Source organism: Marinobacterium sp. xm-a-152, from assembly GCF_013282965.1.
In the GTDB taxonomy this organism is placed as follows: Bacteria; Pseudomonadota; Gammaproteobacteria; order Pseudomonadales; family Balneatricaceae; genus Marinobacterium_E.
Genome location: NZ_WBYI01000002.1, coordinates 151700 through 166620, shown reverse-complemented (window position 1 = coordinate 166620; position 14921 = coordinate 151700). Strand labels below are relative to the sequence as shown.

Below are 14921 nucleotides of genomic sequence, written 5' to 3'. Positions count from 1 at the left end.
TTAATCTCCTAGTAGTTTGAAACGCTGTTTTGTTCGATGAACTCAGGTTCAATTCGACGCCACATTTTGTAGTAGCCCCAGAAGGTGTAACCCAAAATGATCGGTACAAAGAACAGAGCCACCCAGAACATGATCTCAAGTGTCAGTTCACTCGACGTCGCATCCCACAGCGTTAGAGCGCTGGCTAGATCAGTCGATGAAGGCATCACGAATGGGAATAGGGTGAAACCGGTCATAAGAATGATCGCTGCGATCGCCAGTGAGCTCAACGTAAAGGCAAAACCACTTTTACCCGCTTTAGCCATTAAGCTTGTTAGCAGAGGGAGTGCCACAGATGCCGCTACCAATGTCCAAAGGATTGGGTAATCGGTGTAGTTACCGAACCAGTTGTCAGTGGTCGTTACGGTTTTGCTCAACGGGTTAGAAGGAGCATCACCCACGACAGTAGAGCTGATTTCGTAACCAGGAATACCGTAGTACAACCATGCACCCGCAACCGCTAAGAGTACCGTTAGAACCGGACCTAGCAGAGTTGCCATAGTTTGAGCGCGGCCTTGAACCTCACCGCCGGCACGCATCTGCAACCAAGTTGCACCCTGCAGAGCAAGCATTACCACGCTGGCTAGGCCACAGACAATGGCGAATGGGTTCAACAGAGCCCAGAAAGAACCGGTGTAGATTGGGCGGGTAAACTCGTCAAAGTAGAAGGGCACGCCTAAGAATAGGTTGCCGAATGCCACACCAAAGACCAGTGATGGAACAAACGAGCCCACTGCCAGTGCATAGTCCCAGTTGCGACGCCAAGCGACAGAGTCCTTCTTAGAGCGGTACTCAAATCCGACAGGACGGAAGAATAGTGCGAACAGTACCAGTAGCATGGCCCAGTAGAAGCCAGAGAATGCTGTTGCGTAAACCAGTGGCCAAGCGGCAAAGATGGCACCACCGGCAGTGATTAACCACACCTGGTTACCGTCCCAGTGAGGCCCGATGGTATTGATGATGACGCGGCGCTCAGTGTCCGTTTTACCCAATACAGGGATCATCATAGCAGTACCCAAATCCATGCCGTCTGCAATGGCAAAACCAATCAGCAGTACACCAACCAGCAGCCACCAAACAAGTCGAAGCGTTTCGTAATCAAACATCATTAAGCTCCTTGAGTCGCTGTGTTCTGTTCAAAGTGGTAACGGCCAGTCTGCAAGGCGCTTGGGCCTTTGCGGATGTATTTCACCATCAGGTAGATCTCGATGACCAAGAACAGAGTGTAGAGTCCAATAAAGCCCGCCAAGCTCATCCACAGATCCGTCTCAGTTAGGTGAGAGGTTGCGACATAGGTCGGAAGAATTTCACCGATCGCCCAAGGTTGACGGCCAAATTCAGCAACGAACCAACCCATCTCACTGGCAATCCAAGGAAGCGGTAGAGAGAGCAGTGCGAACCACTGCAACCAACGTGTCTGGTAAGCCTTACGCTTAGCGGTGTAGTAGAAGGCTAGGACAAATAGAAGCAGCATCGTAAAGCCTGCACCGACCATGACACGGAAGGTCCAGAACATCGGAGCCACCTGTGGAATGGTGTCCCGAGCCGCCAGTTTGATCTGCTCTTCGGTCGCGTCAACAACCGCCTGCGTGTAACGCTTCAACAGCAGACCGTAGCCCAGATCAACGCTGACTTTAGAGAACGCAGCACGATTTTCAGGAGTGTCTTCACCGTTACGCAGTTTCTCTAGAAGGCCATAAGCGACAATGCCGTTGCGAATGCGATCTTCAGCATGAGCCACTAGATCTTTAATACCGGTAACCTCCTCATCCAAGGAGCGGGTTGCAATTAGACCCAAGGCGCCCGGAATTTTCAGAGCGTAGTCAGTTGTCATGGTCTCTTCATTGGGAAGGCCGACAACGGTAAAGGCTGCAGGTGCTGGGTGTGTATCCCACTCCGCCTCGATCGCTGCCAATTTAACCTTCTGCACTTCGCCCACTTCGTAGCCAGATTCGTCACCTAACACGATGACAGAGATCGCAGAGGCTAAACCGAAGGCTGAAGCGATCGCGAATGAACGACGTGCAAATGGAATGTCACGGTTACGCAGCATGAAGTAGCTGCTGACGGCTAGAACGAAGATAGCGCTCGTTACATAACCTGCAGAGACAGTGTGAACAAACTTAACCTGCGCCACTGGGTTTAGCAGGACTTCCGCGAAGCTGTCCATCTCCATGCGCATGGTTTCAAAGTTGAAGTAGGCCCCAACAGGGTTCTGCATCCAACCGTTGGCGATCAAAATCCACAACGCAGAGAAGTTAGAGCCCAGTGCGACCAACCAGGTCACAGCAAGGTGCTGTACCTTGCTCAGGCGATCCCAACCGAAGAAGAACAGGCCGATCATAGTGGATTCAAGGAAGAAGGCTACCAGACCTTCAATCGCCAGCGGTGCACCAAAGACGTCGCCCACGTAGTGCGAGTAGTAGGCCCAGTTGGTTCCAAATTGGAACTCCATGGTCAAACCGGTGGTCACACCTAGCGCGAAGTTAATACCGAACAACTTACCCCAGAATTTGGTCATATCGCGGTAGATCTGCTTGCCGGTCATGACATAGACAGATTCCATGATGGCCAGCAGGAAGGATAGACCGAGGGTCAGTGGTACAAATAGAAAGTGATACATCGCGGTAATAGCAAACTGCCAACGCGATAGTTCCACAACCGATTCTGAAATCATCGGGGATGCCTCCAGTAGACAAATTAAGCACAAAAATTATGTGCACTGCACAAAGTTTCAGAATTGTAATCGGTTATATAGTCAAAAGTAATTGATATATATCTAAAGTCTTAACGATAAATGCTCACGACTAGTTGAGAAAATCTCAACCTTGGCAGCGGTTAGAGGGGCAGATGTTGACCGATTTTATGATCAGAACGCAGGGATCGCCGATCTTGAGGTTTAGATTGTTAAGGGAGCGTTTGGTGATGTGTGTTGAGACGATATCTGTTGCAATGCACACGTTAATAAGTACATCACTCGATGAAGTCGTTTCAATGGATTCAACCCTTCCGGAAACCTGATTCAAGGCAGAGATGCCTGCCACTTTTGCGGTCGATAGGATTAGATCGTTCGCGACCAGTTCAAGGCAGACCGCTGAACCTATGGGTGCATCAAGGGTCGGCACATAGAGTGTTTCGCTGGCCACTTGAAGCTCGGACAGTCCATCGGGGTGTTGTGCCACTAACTGGGTTGTCAGTGTCGACTTGATCGCACGATTGGCGGTTCGCGCGACCTTGCTGTTGGCCATCACCTCTCGCGCAGGCCCTTGAGTCACAATGCGGCCCTGCTCCAGTGCGATGACATGGTCAGCCAGCTCTAATACCTCTTCGGGTGAGTGGGTTACGTAGAGCATAGGAATACCCAATTCCCGGTTTAATTTTTTGAAGTAGGGGAGTAGCTCCGCTTTTCGGGCGCCATCGAGTGCTGCAAGGGGTTCATCGGCCAGAATAAGATCTGGTGCGCTTAATAACGCACGACCAATCGCAACACGCTGTTTTTCACCACCAGAGAGTGAATTTGGCGTTCGCCTAAGTAGGGGTTTTATACCTAAAAGTTCGACGATCTGGTAAAAATCGACGCTTTTGTCGACCTTATTGAAGCGTTTCGCGTAATTTAGATTCTGCTCTACTGTCAGATGTGGAAAGAGTCGGCTCTCTTGAAAAATGTAGCCAATGTTGCGTTGATAGGGCTTTAAGCTCGTGTTTGAAGCGCTATCAAATAACACCCGATCGGACAGAGTGACGCGGCCTTGGCTGTTGCTTTGCAAGCCGGCTATCGCATTGATTGTGGTGGTTTTCCCTGAACCTGACTCGCCAAATAGAACCGTGATGCCACTGGGGGCTTCAAAGGCTATATCAAGCGAGAAGTTTGGCATCGACTGCTGCAAAGTGACTGACAGTGTCATGACTGCAACCTCCGGCTCATACGACGTGACAGCCATTCAGAGGCAAGAAGTGCACTCATCGCAATGATAATAGAGATGATCACCAGTTTGGTCGCAGAGCTTTCACCACCGGGTACCTGAAGAAACGCATAGATAGCCGAAGGGAGTGTCTGAGTCTGACCTGGAATATTCGATACAAAGGTGATGGTGGCTCCAAACTCACCCATCGCTTTGGCAAAGCCCAGAACGGAGCCGGCGATCACACCAGGAAGCATTAAAGGTAGGGTGATGGTGATAAACACCCAGCGCCTTGAGGCACCCAGGGTTGCGGCCGCTTCCTCTAATTTAGGATCAATGGCTTCAATGGAGAGACGAATAGCGCGAACCAGTAATGGAAAAGCCATGATGGCTGCTGCTAATGCGGCACCGCTCCAGCGGAAAGCAAACTCAATTCCCCACTCAGCAAGGAATGATCCGACAGGCGTGCGTTTTCCGAAGGTCATTAACAGCAGATAACCCGTTACAACGGGCGGTAAGATCAAGGGTAGATGGACAATTCCGTTGAGAAGCTGTTTCCCTGCAAACTCCTTTTTCGCCAGAAGATAGGCAACGCCAATGGCCACAGGCAGGCTAAGCAGTGTTGCCCAAAAAGCTACCTTAATTGATAGGAGAACTGCCGCCCACTCGTTGGGGCCTAGCCAATCAGTCACGTTGTTGCGAATCCATTAAAAAGCCGTTGCGCTCTAGTATCGCCCTAGACTGCTCTGAGCGCAAAAACTCTAAAAATGCCGCGGTTGATTTATCACTCTCTGTAACAGCCGCAACCGGATATAGAATTCTGTCATGGGACTCTGTAGGGAAGGTGGCAGCTATTGAGACCTTGGGTTCAGCCACCGCATCCGAGTGATAGACGATCCCTAAAGGTGCTTCACCTGAAGCAACTAATGCAAGTGCAGACCGCACATTGTCTGATTGAGCGACTTGCTGCTTAAGGGGGTCCCAAAGATCAAAATAAGTAAGTGCTTGCTTACCGTAAATGCCAGCAGGTACAGATTCCACAAGACCCATGGCCAGGTATTCATTGTCCAGCCAATCGAGCAGTTCTTGCGACCTGGTGAGGGTGAGTTTTGCGTCTGGAGTATGACTTATCAGTACCAACTGATTACTGGCAAGGTTGAAGCGAGTCGGTTCATTAATTAGCGCCCTATCAGATAGGTAATCCATCCAGGCAGTGTTGGCAGAGATGAAAATATCGGCTGGTGCGCCCATCTCTATTTGACGTGCTAAGGTGGCAGACCCCGCATAAGAGACAACAATCGAGTCTGAATGGTCTGCCTCGTAATGTTCTGTGATCTCATCGATCGCATTTTTTAAGCTCGCTGCTGCAAACACAGTAAGTGTGTTTGCAACGGCTTGTGAGGATGCAAAAGCAGCCAGACTCAGCGTGAGTATTGATCTAAGTAGGACTGCTTTAAACTGCATAAGTTATGCGCTGATTCCGTATTCGTCACGGTAGGCTCGAATGGCCGTTAACTCAGCATCACGACCACCTTGCTCTTCAAGGTACTCAACGAGATCATCTAAGGAAATGATGCTAGCAACTTGCATGTTGTAGTCACGCTCAACTTCCTGAATGGCGGAAAGCTCACCTGTACCGCGTTCCATACGGTTCAGTGCGATCACCGTGGCGGCTGGTGTTGCACCATTTTCGTCGATCAGCGTCATCACCTCACGGATAGCGGTACCCGCGGTAATGACATCGTCGATGATCAGAACACGGCCAGCGAGTGGTGCGCCCACTAGGTTGCCACCTTCACCGTGATCCTTAACCTCTTTGCGGTTAAAAACATAAGGAACGTCTTTACCGAAATCATTTGCCAGTGCAACGACGGTCGTTGTTGCAAGGGGAATGCCTTTGTAAGCAGGCCCAAGCATGACGTCGTAATCGATCTTCGCGTCTTCAATTGCCGCTGCATAGAAACGACCCAGTTTTGCTATGGCATCACCGGTATTGAAAAGGCCTGCGTTAAAAAAGTAAGGGCTAGTTCTACCCGATTTTAGGGTGAACTCACCAAATTTAAGAACGCCTTTTTCGATTGCGAATTCGATGAACTCACGCTGGTAGCTTTGCATAATAGTGAAATCCTTAGAACTGGGTTTAATCCGCGTAGGATACCTGAACAGAGTTCAACTCCCAAACCAACTTCTTTCAGCTTTAAAAAATTCCGTTTTTATGAATCTATCGCTACAATTGCAATCTTTAGTCTAACAACAATGGTTATACGGAGCGCTTCGAACTCATGCGCGTAATTACTTTTAATACTCAAGGCATTGTTCAAGCCGCTGATCGGGGCTTTTTCGATTGGATGGTTAAGCAGGATGCGGATGTTGTCTGCTTGCAAAACATTCGTGCACGTGAGTATCAATTAGATGATTCTCGCTACCACCCTGAGGGTTACGAAGCCTACTTCTTTGAAGCCTTTGATGATGACTACAGCGGTGTAGCGATCTACACCCGCCATCTACCTAAAGCGATTATGACCGGCTTAGGTTTTGAACAGTGCGATTTCCAAGGCCGTTATATTCAGGCTGACTTCGAACGATTCAGCGTCGGTTCTTTTAATGTGCCATCGGGTCTCAAAGGACCAGACGCTCAAGCAGAGAAAGAGAAGTTCATTGAGCAATTTGAAAGTCACTTTGAGAAGACTCTTCGCAAGCGTCGTGAATTCATCTTCGCCGGTAGCATGAAAATTGCGCACAAACCGGTCGACTTGAGTAACTGGTATGCCAATCAGACCGTATCTGGATTCCTTCCAGAAGAGCGTGAGTTCATGGAGGAGCTATTCGGTGAAATGGGCTACGTCGACACAATGCGTGAGTGTACAAAAGCGGATCGCGAATACACTTGGTGGCCAGACTACAACCGTGCCCGTGAGCTAAATGAAGGTGCGCGCTTGGATTACCAGATTACGACTCAAGGTCTGCGTAAAACCATTCAGCACTGCAGTATCTACAAAGGTCAGCAGTTCTCTGAGCATGCACCCTACATCGTGGATTACGATCTCGATTTTTAATTGAGAATTGGATTTTAGAAACCCTCTTTACGAGGGTATTTTATTGTTAGTGCGAGAAGAAAGCTAACATCATGATCTGAATCGCTGCGAGCCAAGAGCAGGCTACCCTGACGGCAATTCGTGAAAAGGTTGCGGGCAGCTTTTCCAGTAGTAACTCACCGGTTGCGGCGCCAAGCATCACTGGCAATATCGCCCCAAGTGTCACACCGACATAGATGGAGACGCTTAACTCCATCCAGACATGCCCCTCCAAAGAGACCATCTGGACAAGCAGGCCAGTAAACAGTGCAAGGATCAGTGTTAGCGGTTTGAACTGCTGGTTCAAGCTAGCACCCAGGGTTGCAGTGATAGCGCCGACAACCGTAGCCCCCATCATCACCCAGGTGGTTACTGAAGGCGCCAGTAAAAAGCCCAAGACTAACCCCACAACAAAGAGGGGAAGGGCTTGAACCACACCGCGATTCTTCCACAGTGCAATCATTAGGCCTAAAGAGAGGGTGGCAAATAGAGTGACTTGATCAAAGATCACCACGCTGGCCCCTTCAACAAAACTAGCAAATTGATCGGTGCCAGCCCCAAAACTATGCGCTACTGCCAGGTTAGGCAGTAACACTGAGGTCAAAAGAAGCAGTATTGAGCGTGATGGATAGACCATAGGTTAAAGCACACCAAATAGGTAGCCAGCACCGACTAATGCAATGATCGCCCCACCTAGACGAACCAAACTCGCACCAAAATCGAGTTTGGTTAGGAAGCCGAACGCGATACCGATAAGGTGCAGTAGACCAGTCGCAATTACAAATCCAACGGCATAACCGTAAGCGTTAAACTCTGTTGGGAACTCTGTGCCGTGAGCGTGACCATGGAAGATCGCAAAGATGCCCACGATCACAGCGGCTATCCATAGCGGTGCCTTAACAGCAAAGACAATCAGCAGACCAAGAACCACACCCGAAAGCGCAATACCCGTCTCCACTGCAGGAAGCGGCATACCGGCAATGCCTAAAGCACCGCCAATTGCCATGACCAGTGGGAAAACGACCGGAAGTATCCAGATGGCGGGTGCGCCTAAAAAAGCACCCCAAAGGCCGACTGCAACCATTGCAACGACATGATCCCAACCCATGATGGGGTGCCAGAAGCCAGATGCAAAACCTGTGTTGATACCTTCACCAGTATGGGCAAACGCCATGCTGCTGAAAATCATCAAAGATAGAGCTGTAGCGAGTTGTTTGATAGTCATTCTTAGTTCCAGGAAATTAAATTTTAGTTGCTTACGCCAGTGAGGCTTTTTGGATTGCTGTGAGCTCTTCAATGCCTTTCTTAGCTAAGGTTAGCATCTGATTCAGTTCATCTTGAGTGTAAGGAGCACCTTCTGCTGTGCCTTGGACTTCAACAAAACCGCCGGTTTCAGTCATGACGACGTTCATATCAGTTTCGGCTGTTGAATCTTCTGCATAATCCAAATCCAATACCGCTTGGCCTTTATAGATGCCCACCGAAATAGCTGCGACTTGGTTTTTAATCGGGTTGCCTTTTAGTGCGCCGTTTTTGTCTTTTTTCAGTTCGTTGATCGCATCAATCAGCGCAATGTACGAACCGGTAATTGAGGCGGTACGAGTACCACCATCTGCTTGCAGAACATCACAGTCGATGGTGATGGTGTTCTCGCCTAGCTTATCTAGATCAATCGCAGCACGCAGTGAACGGCCGATCAGGCGCTGAATCTCAAGCGTGCGTCCTGACTGCTTACCGCGCGATGCCTCACGATCGGTGCGGCTATTGGTTGCACGAGGCAGCATGCCATACTCAGCGGTTACCCAACCTGAGCCTGATCCGCGCAACCAGCGAGGTACACCTCGAGTAACTGACGCATTACAAAGGACTTTTGTATTGCCAAACTCGATCAAAACCGAACCTTCTGCATGCATTGTAAAATTACGAGTGACTTTAACGTCGCGCATTTGGTCTGGTTGACGCCCACTTGGGCGCATTGCATCTAAACCTAGGTTTTTCAATTGATCAGAGAGTGGAGAGCTCATGTAGGTACCTTAAAAGTGCCGGCATCGGCTGTTATAGTGACAATCAATCTATGGTAATCGAGTTTGACAGTATATGACACAGAGTATGACCGCTTTTGCCCGTTCAGAAGCTGAATTTTCATGGGGTACCTTGGTTTGGGAAATTCGTTCGGTTAATCAGCGTTTCTTAGAGCCTCATTTCAAACTTCCAGACTTTATGCGTCAGCACGAGATAGCCATTCGCGACAAGCTGCGCAAACGCCTGGCCCGCGGCAAAGTTGAATGTTCGCTTCGGTTCCATGAATCGGTGGGTCAGCAGAGTGTTCAAGTGGATCAAGTGCGGTTGCAGCAGATTAATGAAGCGCTACAGCAGATTAAACTCAGTGGTGCTTCAGAGGGAAGGGTTGATCCTTTGGCTCTGCTTCAATTCCCGGGCGTGATGAACAGCACTTCAGCTGATCCTGGTGAGGTAGGTCAGGCCGCGCTAGCGCTATTTGATGACGCATTGGCTCAACTTATTGAGGGCCGTCATCGCGAAGGGATTGAGTTGGCGGGTTTGATAGAGGATAGGTTGCAGTCAATTGCGGCGATCGTCGGCAAAATAAGATCAAAAATGCCGCAAATTATCGAAAATCAAAAAGCGAATCTAGTCGAAAGAGTGTCGCAATTAGGAGTCGACCTTGATGCCGAACGTCTTGAGCAAGAGGTAGTGCTGTTGGCACAACGTGCCGACGTTGCAGAAGAGCTGGACCGTCTAGATACCCATGTGACTGAAGTAAGACGCATCTTAATAGAGAAGGGGCCAATTGGTCGTAAGCTGGATTTTCTAATGCAAGAGTTGAACCGTGAAGCTAACACACTGGGCTCCAAATCCGTTGTCGTCGCAACGACTCAAAGCGCGGTAGAGCTTAAGGTTTTGATTGAACAGATGCGCGAGCAGATACAGAATATAGAGTAGAATCCTGTAGGATCTTTTAATCCTTATAAAGCCCAGTAATTACTGGGCTTTTTTGTGATTATTGTCCTGTAGGATTTCCTGGGACTCTATTAAATCCTGAGATATTTGGGGGGTAAATAGGTGGGTATTTAGTTATTTACTCAATTTACAGTGGTGGGTATTATTGAGCGTAATAATTTAATTACACTGAATGGTTAGATATGAGTGAGAAGCTGACGGTCAAAGAGATCCAGTCTCTAGTGAGTAAACATGTAATAGGGAAACACCCTGATGGCGCTGGTCTTTACTTTGTGATTCCTAAATCTGGTAATCCTTATTGGATGCTGCGTTATACGTCTAATAAGAAACGTAAAGAGATGACGCTGGGCCATTATGCAGACTTGTCTCTAAAAGATGCTAGATTCGAAGCTGCGGCTAAGCAAAAACAGAATCGTGAAGGTATGGATCCATTATTAGCTAAGCAGCGTTCTAAACAAGAAAGTATCAGAACAGTAAATGACCTCTTTAATGACTGGTACCCGACACTTGCTAGTAGGCTAAAGCATCCGCAGATTCCAAAGAGAATTTATACAAAAGACATAGCGCCACATATCGGTGAATTCAAACTAGATCAGCTATCAGCACGTGACATCCGAAATATTATCGAAGCAATTAAGAAAACGGGAAGGATGGCGATAGCAAATGATGCATTGGGATATTGTAAGCAACTATTTAACCATGCAATCAAGCTTGATTTGATGGGGTTGAATCCAGCGTCAGCTTTCACATTTAGAGATGCAGGTGGCTTGGAAAAGAGTCGAGAGAGAGCCCTAAGTGAAGGCGAATTAAAGCAATTCTTCTCAGTGGCAAAAGCAAATAGTAAAAGTTTTAGTCGCGAAAATTATTTGGCGTGTCTGCTATTAGTATCAACAGGGGTTCGTAAATCAGAACTTTGCGAAGCTAAGTGGGAAGAGTTCTCTTTGGAGGAAGGTTTATGGAAGTTGCCTGCGTCTAGAAGTAAAACTAATGTTGGTTTTGATGTCCCGCTGGCTCCACAGGTGCTTGAATGGTTTGGAGAGTTAAAGATAAGAGCCTTTGGATCTGATTATGTGTTTCCAAGCCGACGCACAAGCTCTAGACCTCACATGGGATCAGATACCTTAAATAGAGCGATATCTAAACTATTCGGTCATGAGGCTGGAAAAAAGAAGCAACCACCCAATCTGATGGGTGATATGGAGCACTTTGCCGTTCATGATTTGCGAAGAACTTGCCGTACGCTCCTGGCACAGCAGGGTACTCCAGGATATGTGGCCGAGCGGTGTCTCAATCATAAGCTGAAGGGGGTAGAAGGTGTTTATAACAAACATGATTATTTTGATGAACGAAAGGAAGCGTTGGACTTGTTGGCTAAAAAGGTAACCAGTCTCCAGCCAACTCAACAAATTTAGGTGCGCAAAACATAAGCATCACTAAAAATTTTTAGGTGCGAAGTGCGCAATTTTTCACACCCCTGCAATTGTGCACACTTCTTGCATAGATGCTGCGCACTTGTTGCACACATCCTGCGTACTTCTTGCGCACCCTAACTCTCTAATAAGTATCTAATCAATTGCTCAACGCCTCTTATCCGGTATATTCAAATAACTAGATGGAGTGATTGAATGTGCGGTAGATACAACCTAGAAGACAATGACGATACCCAGGCACTAATGGATCGCCTAGGTGTTACGTTTGGTCGTAAGGACATCCCGAGCTTCTTTAACCTAGCACCTACTGAGCAAATCCCAGTTATCTCGGAAGAAGAAGGTATCAGAGCCTTAAGACCTATGCGGTGGTGGTTAACGCCAGTTTGGGCTAAGGAGATCACTACCCAGTACTCTATGTTTAATGCTCGAGCTGAGACTCTAGATAAGAGCAAGGCCTTCCAGGGTAGCTTTAGACATCACCGTAGCATCATACCTATGACGTCGTTTATTGAATGGCGTAAGGAGGGGGCTATTAGACAGCCATATCTAGTTAAGTATGAACACGGTTGTATGGCTGCAGCAGGTGTTTGGTCTCAATGGACTGATGGCGAGATTGTTCTAGATACCTGCGCAATGGTAACGACAAACGCGAGTAAGGACTTTAAACCATTCCACTCCCGGCAGCCCTTGTTGCTGGATTCAGATCAGGCAAATACTTGGTTATAAGAGAGGGCAGATTTAAATGATCTACGAGAGCTTCTGAAAGCTCCACTACCGCAAAATATGCTTGTTAGAGCGATAGATCCATCAATCAATAATAGTCGGCTTAAAGAGGCCCCTAGATACCTCAACAGTAGCCAAGAGGTTGTAGTATCCAGCTGACTGTTGGGAGGCGGCTCACGACCCATAAGAGACATTCGTAGAGAGACTCTAATTGGTATATAGCGTTTTTCTTGGGAAGTAGGTGCTTGATAGCATTGAATATTAGCATTATCTAATATAAAGTATCCGCAGTTGTGAAGTTCTAGCGATTAAGCGGGATATTGCTTGTACATTCGCAGAAACATTATTTGAAATCTTTATAAAGATGAGAAGGCGCTATGGTTAAGCAACAAGAGTCGGATCTGCCCCTACAAATCAATTACCCAGAAAATGCCCCTAAAACTCCAAAGATGAGTTTTAAAATGAAATATTTAATCATTCTGATTCTCCCTTTATTTATGTTTTTAGGTGCTGTCTTAGGAATGTATTTCCAGCCACCAGGGCTTCAAAAATTTTACATTATGACAGGCTTAGAGCCTGGTGCAGGATCTAAGTCACCAATTGCAATTCCTCCAGAAATCAACCTTCCTAAAGAAATGGAACTAACCTTACTTCCCAGTGATGTGGTTGGTTTAGCTAAAATCATACCTCAAGGTGATATTGCGATAGTTGCATCTCCATACGGTGCAGGTGATGCACGAGTTGCAAAAATTAATGTCTCGATTGGTGATGAAGTATCTAAGGATGATCCCTTAGCATATCTCGATAATAGAGATACTCTTGAAAGTGCAGTATTACTTGCTGAAGCTGGACTAGCTGTTCGGGAAGCTTCAGTTATACAAACTAAACACGCTGTTCAAGCCAGTAGAGATGAAGCTCAAGCGAGCTTGGATCTGGCTAGGGCTTCAGCTGTAGATGCTCAAGCCAATTTTGAACGTACACAGGCATTAAAAGATAAAGGCTTAACAACCGCTGCTGCACTTGATTCTGCTAAATCTCGCCAGCTTGAAACACTGCAATCAGTCACTCGTGCGGAGGCCACATTGGCTAGATTTTCATCGATAGCCATTGAAGAGCAACCTGATGTAGTGGTTGCAGAACGAAATTTTGAATCTGCAAAAGCTGAATTGGCACGAGCTAAACTAGATCTAAATCGTTCCGTTGTTCGAGCGCCTATAGATGGTACCATTCTGGATATTCATGTAACTCCAGGTCAGCGCCCGCCTGTCGATGGGATAATGGAAATGGGGAACACGAGACAAATGATGGCTGAAGTTGAGATTTGGCAAGATCGTATTGTTGAGGTACAGGTTGGACAGCCTGTGGAGCTGACGGCAAATTCTTTAAAGGAAAAATTACTAGGAACAGTCCAACAGATTGGTATAACTGTTGGACGACAGGGACTTATATCAGATGACGCTGCCGCCAACTCTGATGCCAGGGTGTTTACGGTGTTGGTTAAGCTTGACCAAGCATCTTCTAAAATAGCTTCCCGTTATACCAACCTTGAGGCTATAGCTCGTATCGATAGCGGAGCAAGTATTAGGTTGGATAAATGAGTAGCTTACTTCAGCGAATACTTGGTCGACTACCTGTAGGGTGGTTACAGCTAACTTATAAGCGTAGCCGATTTGCTTCAGCACTAGCTGGTGTGGCCTTCGCAAATGTTCTGGTGTTCGTCCAACTAGGCATTATGAATTCTATGGAGATTGCCACATTAAGACCTTATGAGTTTTTTCAAGCGGACATTATGATTTCTGCTGTTGATGCAAATTCACTAACTGAAGGTGGAAATGTCGCTCGTCAATGGATGCTGAAAGCCTTATCAGATTCTGATGTAGTAGGCGCTACAGGATTGTTTGTCGGCAATGTTCCTTGGGATAGGCGAGAAAAATCAATTTCACTGACTACCTTTGGTGTTGACCCTCTTAAACCTGATTTTATTTCAGATGATGTTTCTAAAGATTTAAGGTTGCTTCAGATTCAAAATTCAGGAGTTTTGGATCGATTGGCGAGAGGGTTGTCTTCTGAAGAGGCAGCTGCAATCAGACCGCAAACACCACTTAGTTTTGAAACTCTTAATAAAACACTTACGGCTATTGATACATTTTCAGGGGGTGGTGGATTTGGTGGTGATGGTTATATGTTTGTATCTGACCAGACGTTCCTATCCCTTTTTCCATCTCGGAGTTCGTCAGCGCCCGATCACATCTTACTGAAACTTCGCGCAGGAGCTGATACCGAAGTAGTTGTAGGTCGATTAAAAACTCTAATCTCAGATAAATCCCTCAGATTGCGTAGTTACTCAGAAGCCTCAAATGAGGATGTTCAATACCAGCAGACTCAGAAGCCTACAGGTCTGATCTTTGGCTTTGGTGTTTTGATAGGTGTGTTGGTTGGAATAGTGATTGTTTATCAAGTTCTATCCGCAGATGTTGCAGACCACTTGAGAGAGTATGCAACGTTTAAAGCGATGGGCTATGGTAATAAGTTCTTCCAAAGCATTATTGTTGAAGAGGCAGTAATTCTAGGTCTTTTTGGTTTTGTGCCAGGGTTGTTTGTAGGGACTGTCATTTTAACTTTCATGGGGAAAATGACGAATCTACCATTGACTATGACGCCTCTAATGGCGGTATCAGTGTTTATTGGTACTGTAATATTCTCAATTTTTTCTGGTTTGATCGCCACTAGGCGTCTAGCAGCTGCTGATCCAGCCGACTTATTTTAAGGGGAAA

At 47.1% G+C, this 14921-nt stretch carries 15 protein-coding genes; 6 read left to right on the top strand and 9 right to left on the bottom strand.

Translation table 11 applies throughout. From position 1 onward, the window contains the following. Window positions 1-8: 8 nt before the first annotated feature. The 6 genes from cydB to pyrE form a co-directional block, all read right to left on the bottom strand. The gene (gene cydB / locus XMA152_RS02350; protein WP_173481939.1) at window positions 9-1145 is read right to left on the bottom strand and encodes a cytochrome d ubiquinol oxidase subunit II; all 1137 of its coding nucleotides are present in this window, start codon (window positions 1143-1145) and stop codon (window positions 9-11) included. Between the two features lie 2 nt (window positions 1146-1147). Beyond that, entirely contained in the window at window positions 1148-2716 is a 1569-nt protein-coding gene (locus XMA152_RS02345) for a cytochrome ubiquinol oxidase subunit I (RefSeq protein WP_173482603.1), read from the bottom strand. 145 nt (window positions 2717-2861) lie between these two features. Beyond that, window positions 2862-3944 carry a molybdenum ABC transporter ATP-binding protein gene (modC, locus tag XMA152_RS02340; RefSeq protein ID WP_173481941.1) on the bottom strand — a complete coding sequence of 361 codons (1083 nt, stop codon included), beginning with the start codon at window positions 3942-3944 and terminating at the stop codon, window positions 2862-2864. Next, window positions 3941-4633 carry a molybdate ABC transporter permease subunit gene (modB, locus tag XMA152_RS02335; protein WP_173481942.1) on the bottom strand — a complete coding sequence of 231 codons (693 nt, stop codon included), beginning with the start codon at window positions 4631-4633 and terminating at the stop codon, window positions 3941-3943. The genes modC and modB overlap by 4 nt, the downstream gene beginning before the upstream one ends. Further along, window positions 4626-5405 carry a molybdate ABC transporter substrate-binding protein gene (gene modA / locus XMA152_RS02330; RefSeq protein WP_173481943.1) on the bottom strand — a complete coding sequence of 260 codons (780 nt, stop codon included), beginning with the start codon at window positions 5403-5405 and terminating at the stop codon, window positions 4626-4628. The genes modB and modA overlap by 8 nt, the downstream gene beginning before the upstream one ends. Before the next feature lie 3 nt (window positions 5406-5408). Further along, window positions 5409-6056 (bottom strand): orotate phosphoribosyltransferase, encoded by a 648-nt coding sequence (gene pyrE / locus XMA152_RS02325; RefSeq protein WP_173481944.1) that lies wholly within the window; start codon window positions 6054-6056, stop codon window positions 5409-5411. Between the two features lie 167 nt (window positions 6057-6223). Between pyrE and XMA152_RS02320 the strand changes: the two genes are divergently transcribed. Then, window positions 6224-6997 (top strand): exodeoxyribonuclease III, encoded by a 774-nt coding sequence (locus tag XMA152_RS02320; protein ID WP_173482602.1) that lies wholly within the window; start codon window positions 6224-6226, stop codon window positions 6995-6997. 46 nt (window positions 6998-7043) lie between these two features. On the opposite strand, the gene XMA152_RS02315 is transcribed toward XMA152_RS02320, so the two are convergent. From XMA152_RS02315 to rph, 3 genes are read right to left on the bottom strand one after another with little or no spacing between them, the layout of a single operon-like run. Next, a complete protein-coding gene (locus XMA152_RS02315) occupies window positions 7044-7652 on the bottom strand; it encodes a hypothetical protein (RefSeq protein WP_173481946.1) in 609 nt (202 codons plus the stop codon). A 3-nt stretch (window positions 7653-7655) separates the two neighbouring features. Further along, window positions 7656-8240, bottom strand: a complete 585-nt coding sequence (locus tag XMA152_RS02310; RefSeq protein ID WP_173481947.1) for a HupE/UreJ family protein — start codon at window positions 8238-8240, stop codon at window positions 7656-7658. Window positions 8241-8271: 31 nt separating this feature from the next. Beyond that, complete coding sequence (rph, locus tag XMA152_RS02305) at window positions 8272-9039, bottom strand: ribonuclease PH (RefSeq protein ID WP_305792080.1); 768 nt, start codon at window positions 9037-9039, stop codon at window positions 8272-8274. An 85-nt stretch (window positions 9040-9124) separates the two neighbouring features. Here rph and XMA152_RS02300 point away from each other — a divergent pair, with 85 nt between their 5' ends. The 5 genes from XMA152_RS02300 to XMA152_RS02280 all read left to right on the top strand — a co-directional run bounded on the left by XMA152_RS02300 (window position 9125) and on the right by XMA152_RS02280 (window position 14914). After that, window positions 9125-9976 carry a YicC/YloC family endoribonuclease gene (locus XMA152_RS02300; RefSeq protein WP_254443079.1) on the top strand — a complete coding sequence of 284 codons (852 nt, stop codon included), beginning with the start codon at window positions 9125-9127 and terminating at the stop codon, window positions 9974-9976. 200 nt (window positions 9977-10176) lie between these two features. Continuing rightward, entirely contained in the window at window positions 10177-11406 is a 1230-nt protein-coding gene (locus XMA152_RS02295) for a site-specific integrase (RefSeq protein ID WP_173481949.1), read from the top strand. A gap of 213 nt (window positions 11407-11619) precedes the next feature. After that, a complete protein-coding gene (locus tag XMA152_RS02290; protein WP_173482600.1) occupies window positions 11620-12150 on the top strand; it encodes an SOS response-associated peptidase in 531 nt (176 codons plus the stop codon). 374 nt (window positions 12151-12524) lie between these two features. Continuing rightward, window positions 12525-13745: an HlyD family efflux transporter periplasmic adaptor subunit gene (locus XMA152_RS02285; RefSeq protein ID WP_173481951.1), complete on the top strand. Its 1221-nt coding sequence runs from the start codon at window positions 12525-12527 to the stop codon at window positions 13743-13745. Then, entirely contained in the window at window positions 13742-14914 is a 1173-nt protein-coding gene (locus tag XMA152_RS02280) for an FtsX-like permease family protein (protein ID WP_173481952.1), read from the top strand. Before XMA152_RS02285 ends, XMA152_RS02280 begins: the two co-directional genes overlap by 4 nt. Window positions 14915-14921: the final 7 nt, after the last annotated feature.

Excerpts from the sequence above, each read along its gene's own strand:
- cydB (WP_173481939.1), bottom strand. The coding sequence starts at position 1,145 with ATGTTTGATTACGAAACGCTTCGACTTGTTTGGTGGCTGCTGGTTGGT.
- XMA152_RS02345 (WP_173482603.1), bottom strand. The coding sequence starts at position 2,716 with ATGATTTCAGAATCGGTTGTGGAACTATCGCGTTGGCAGTTTGCTATT.
- modC (WP_173481941.1), bottom strand. The coding sequence starts at position 3,944 with ATGACACTGTCAGTCACTTTGCAGCAGTCGATGCCAAACTTCTCGCTT.
- modA (WP_173481943.1), bottom strand. The coding sequence starts at position 5,405 with ATGCAGTTTAAAGCAGTCCTACTTAGATCAATACTCACGCTGAGTCTG.
- pyrE (WP_173481944.1), bottom strand. The coding sequence starts at position 6,056 with ATGCAAAGCTACCAGCGTGAGTTCATCGAATTCGCAATCGAAAAAGGC.
- XMA152_RS02320 (WP_173482602.1), top strand. The coding sequence starts at position 6,224 with ATGCGCGTAATTACTTTTAATACTCAAGGCATTGTTCAAGCCGCTGAT.
- XMA152_RS02315 (WP_173481946.1), bottom strand. The coding sequence starts at position 7,652 with ATGGTCTATCCATCACGCTCAATACTGCTTCTTTTGACCTCAGTGTTA.
- XMA152_RS02310 (WP_173481947.1), bottom strand. The coding sequence starts at position 8,240 with ATGACTATCAAACAACTCGCTACAGCTCTATCTTTGATGATTTTCAGC.
- rph (WP_305792080.1), bottom strand. The coding sequence starts at position 9,039 with ATGAGCTCTCCACTCTCTGATCAATTGAAAAACCTAGGTTTAGATGCA.
- XMA152_RS02300 (WP_254443079.1), top strand. The coding sequence starts at position 9,125 with ATGACCGCTTTTGCCCGTTCAGAAGCTGAATTTTCATGGGGTACCTTG.
- XMA152_RS02295 (WP_173481949.1), top strand. The coding sequence starts at position 10,177 with ATGAGTGAGAAGCTGACGGTCAAAGAGATCCAGTCTCTAGTGAGTAAA.
- XMA152_RS02290 (WP_173482600.1), top strand. The coding sequence starts at position 11,620 with ATGTGCGGTAGATACAACCTAGAAGACAATGACGATACCCAGGCACTA.
- XMA152_RS02285 (WP_173481951.1), top strand. The coding sequence starts at position 12,525 with ATGGTTAAGCAACAAGAGTCGGATCTGCCCCTACAAATCAATTACCCA.
- XMA152_RS02280 (WP_173481952.1), top strand. The coding sequence starts at position 13,742 with ATGAGTAGCTTACTTCAGCGAATACTTGGTCGACTACCTGTAGGGTGG.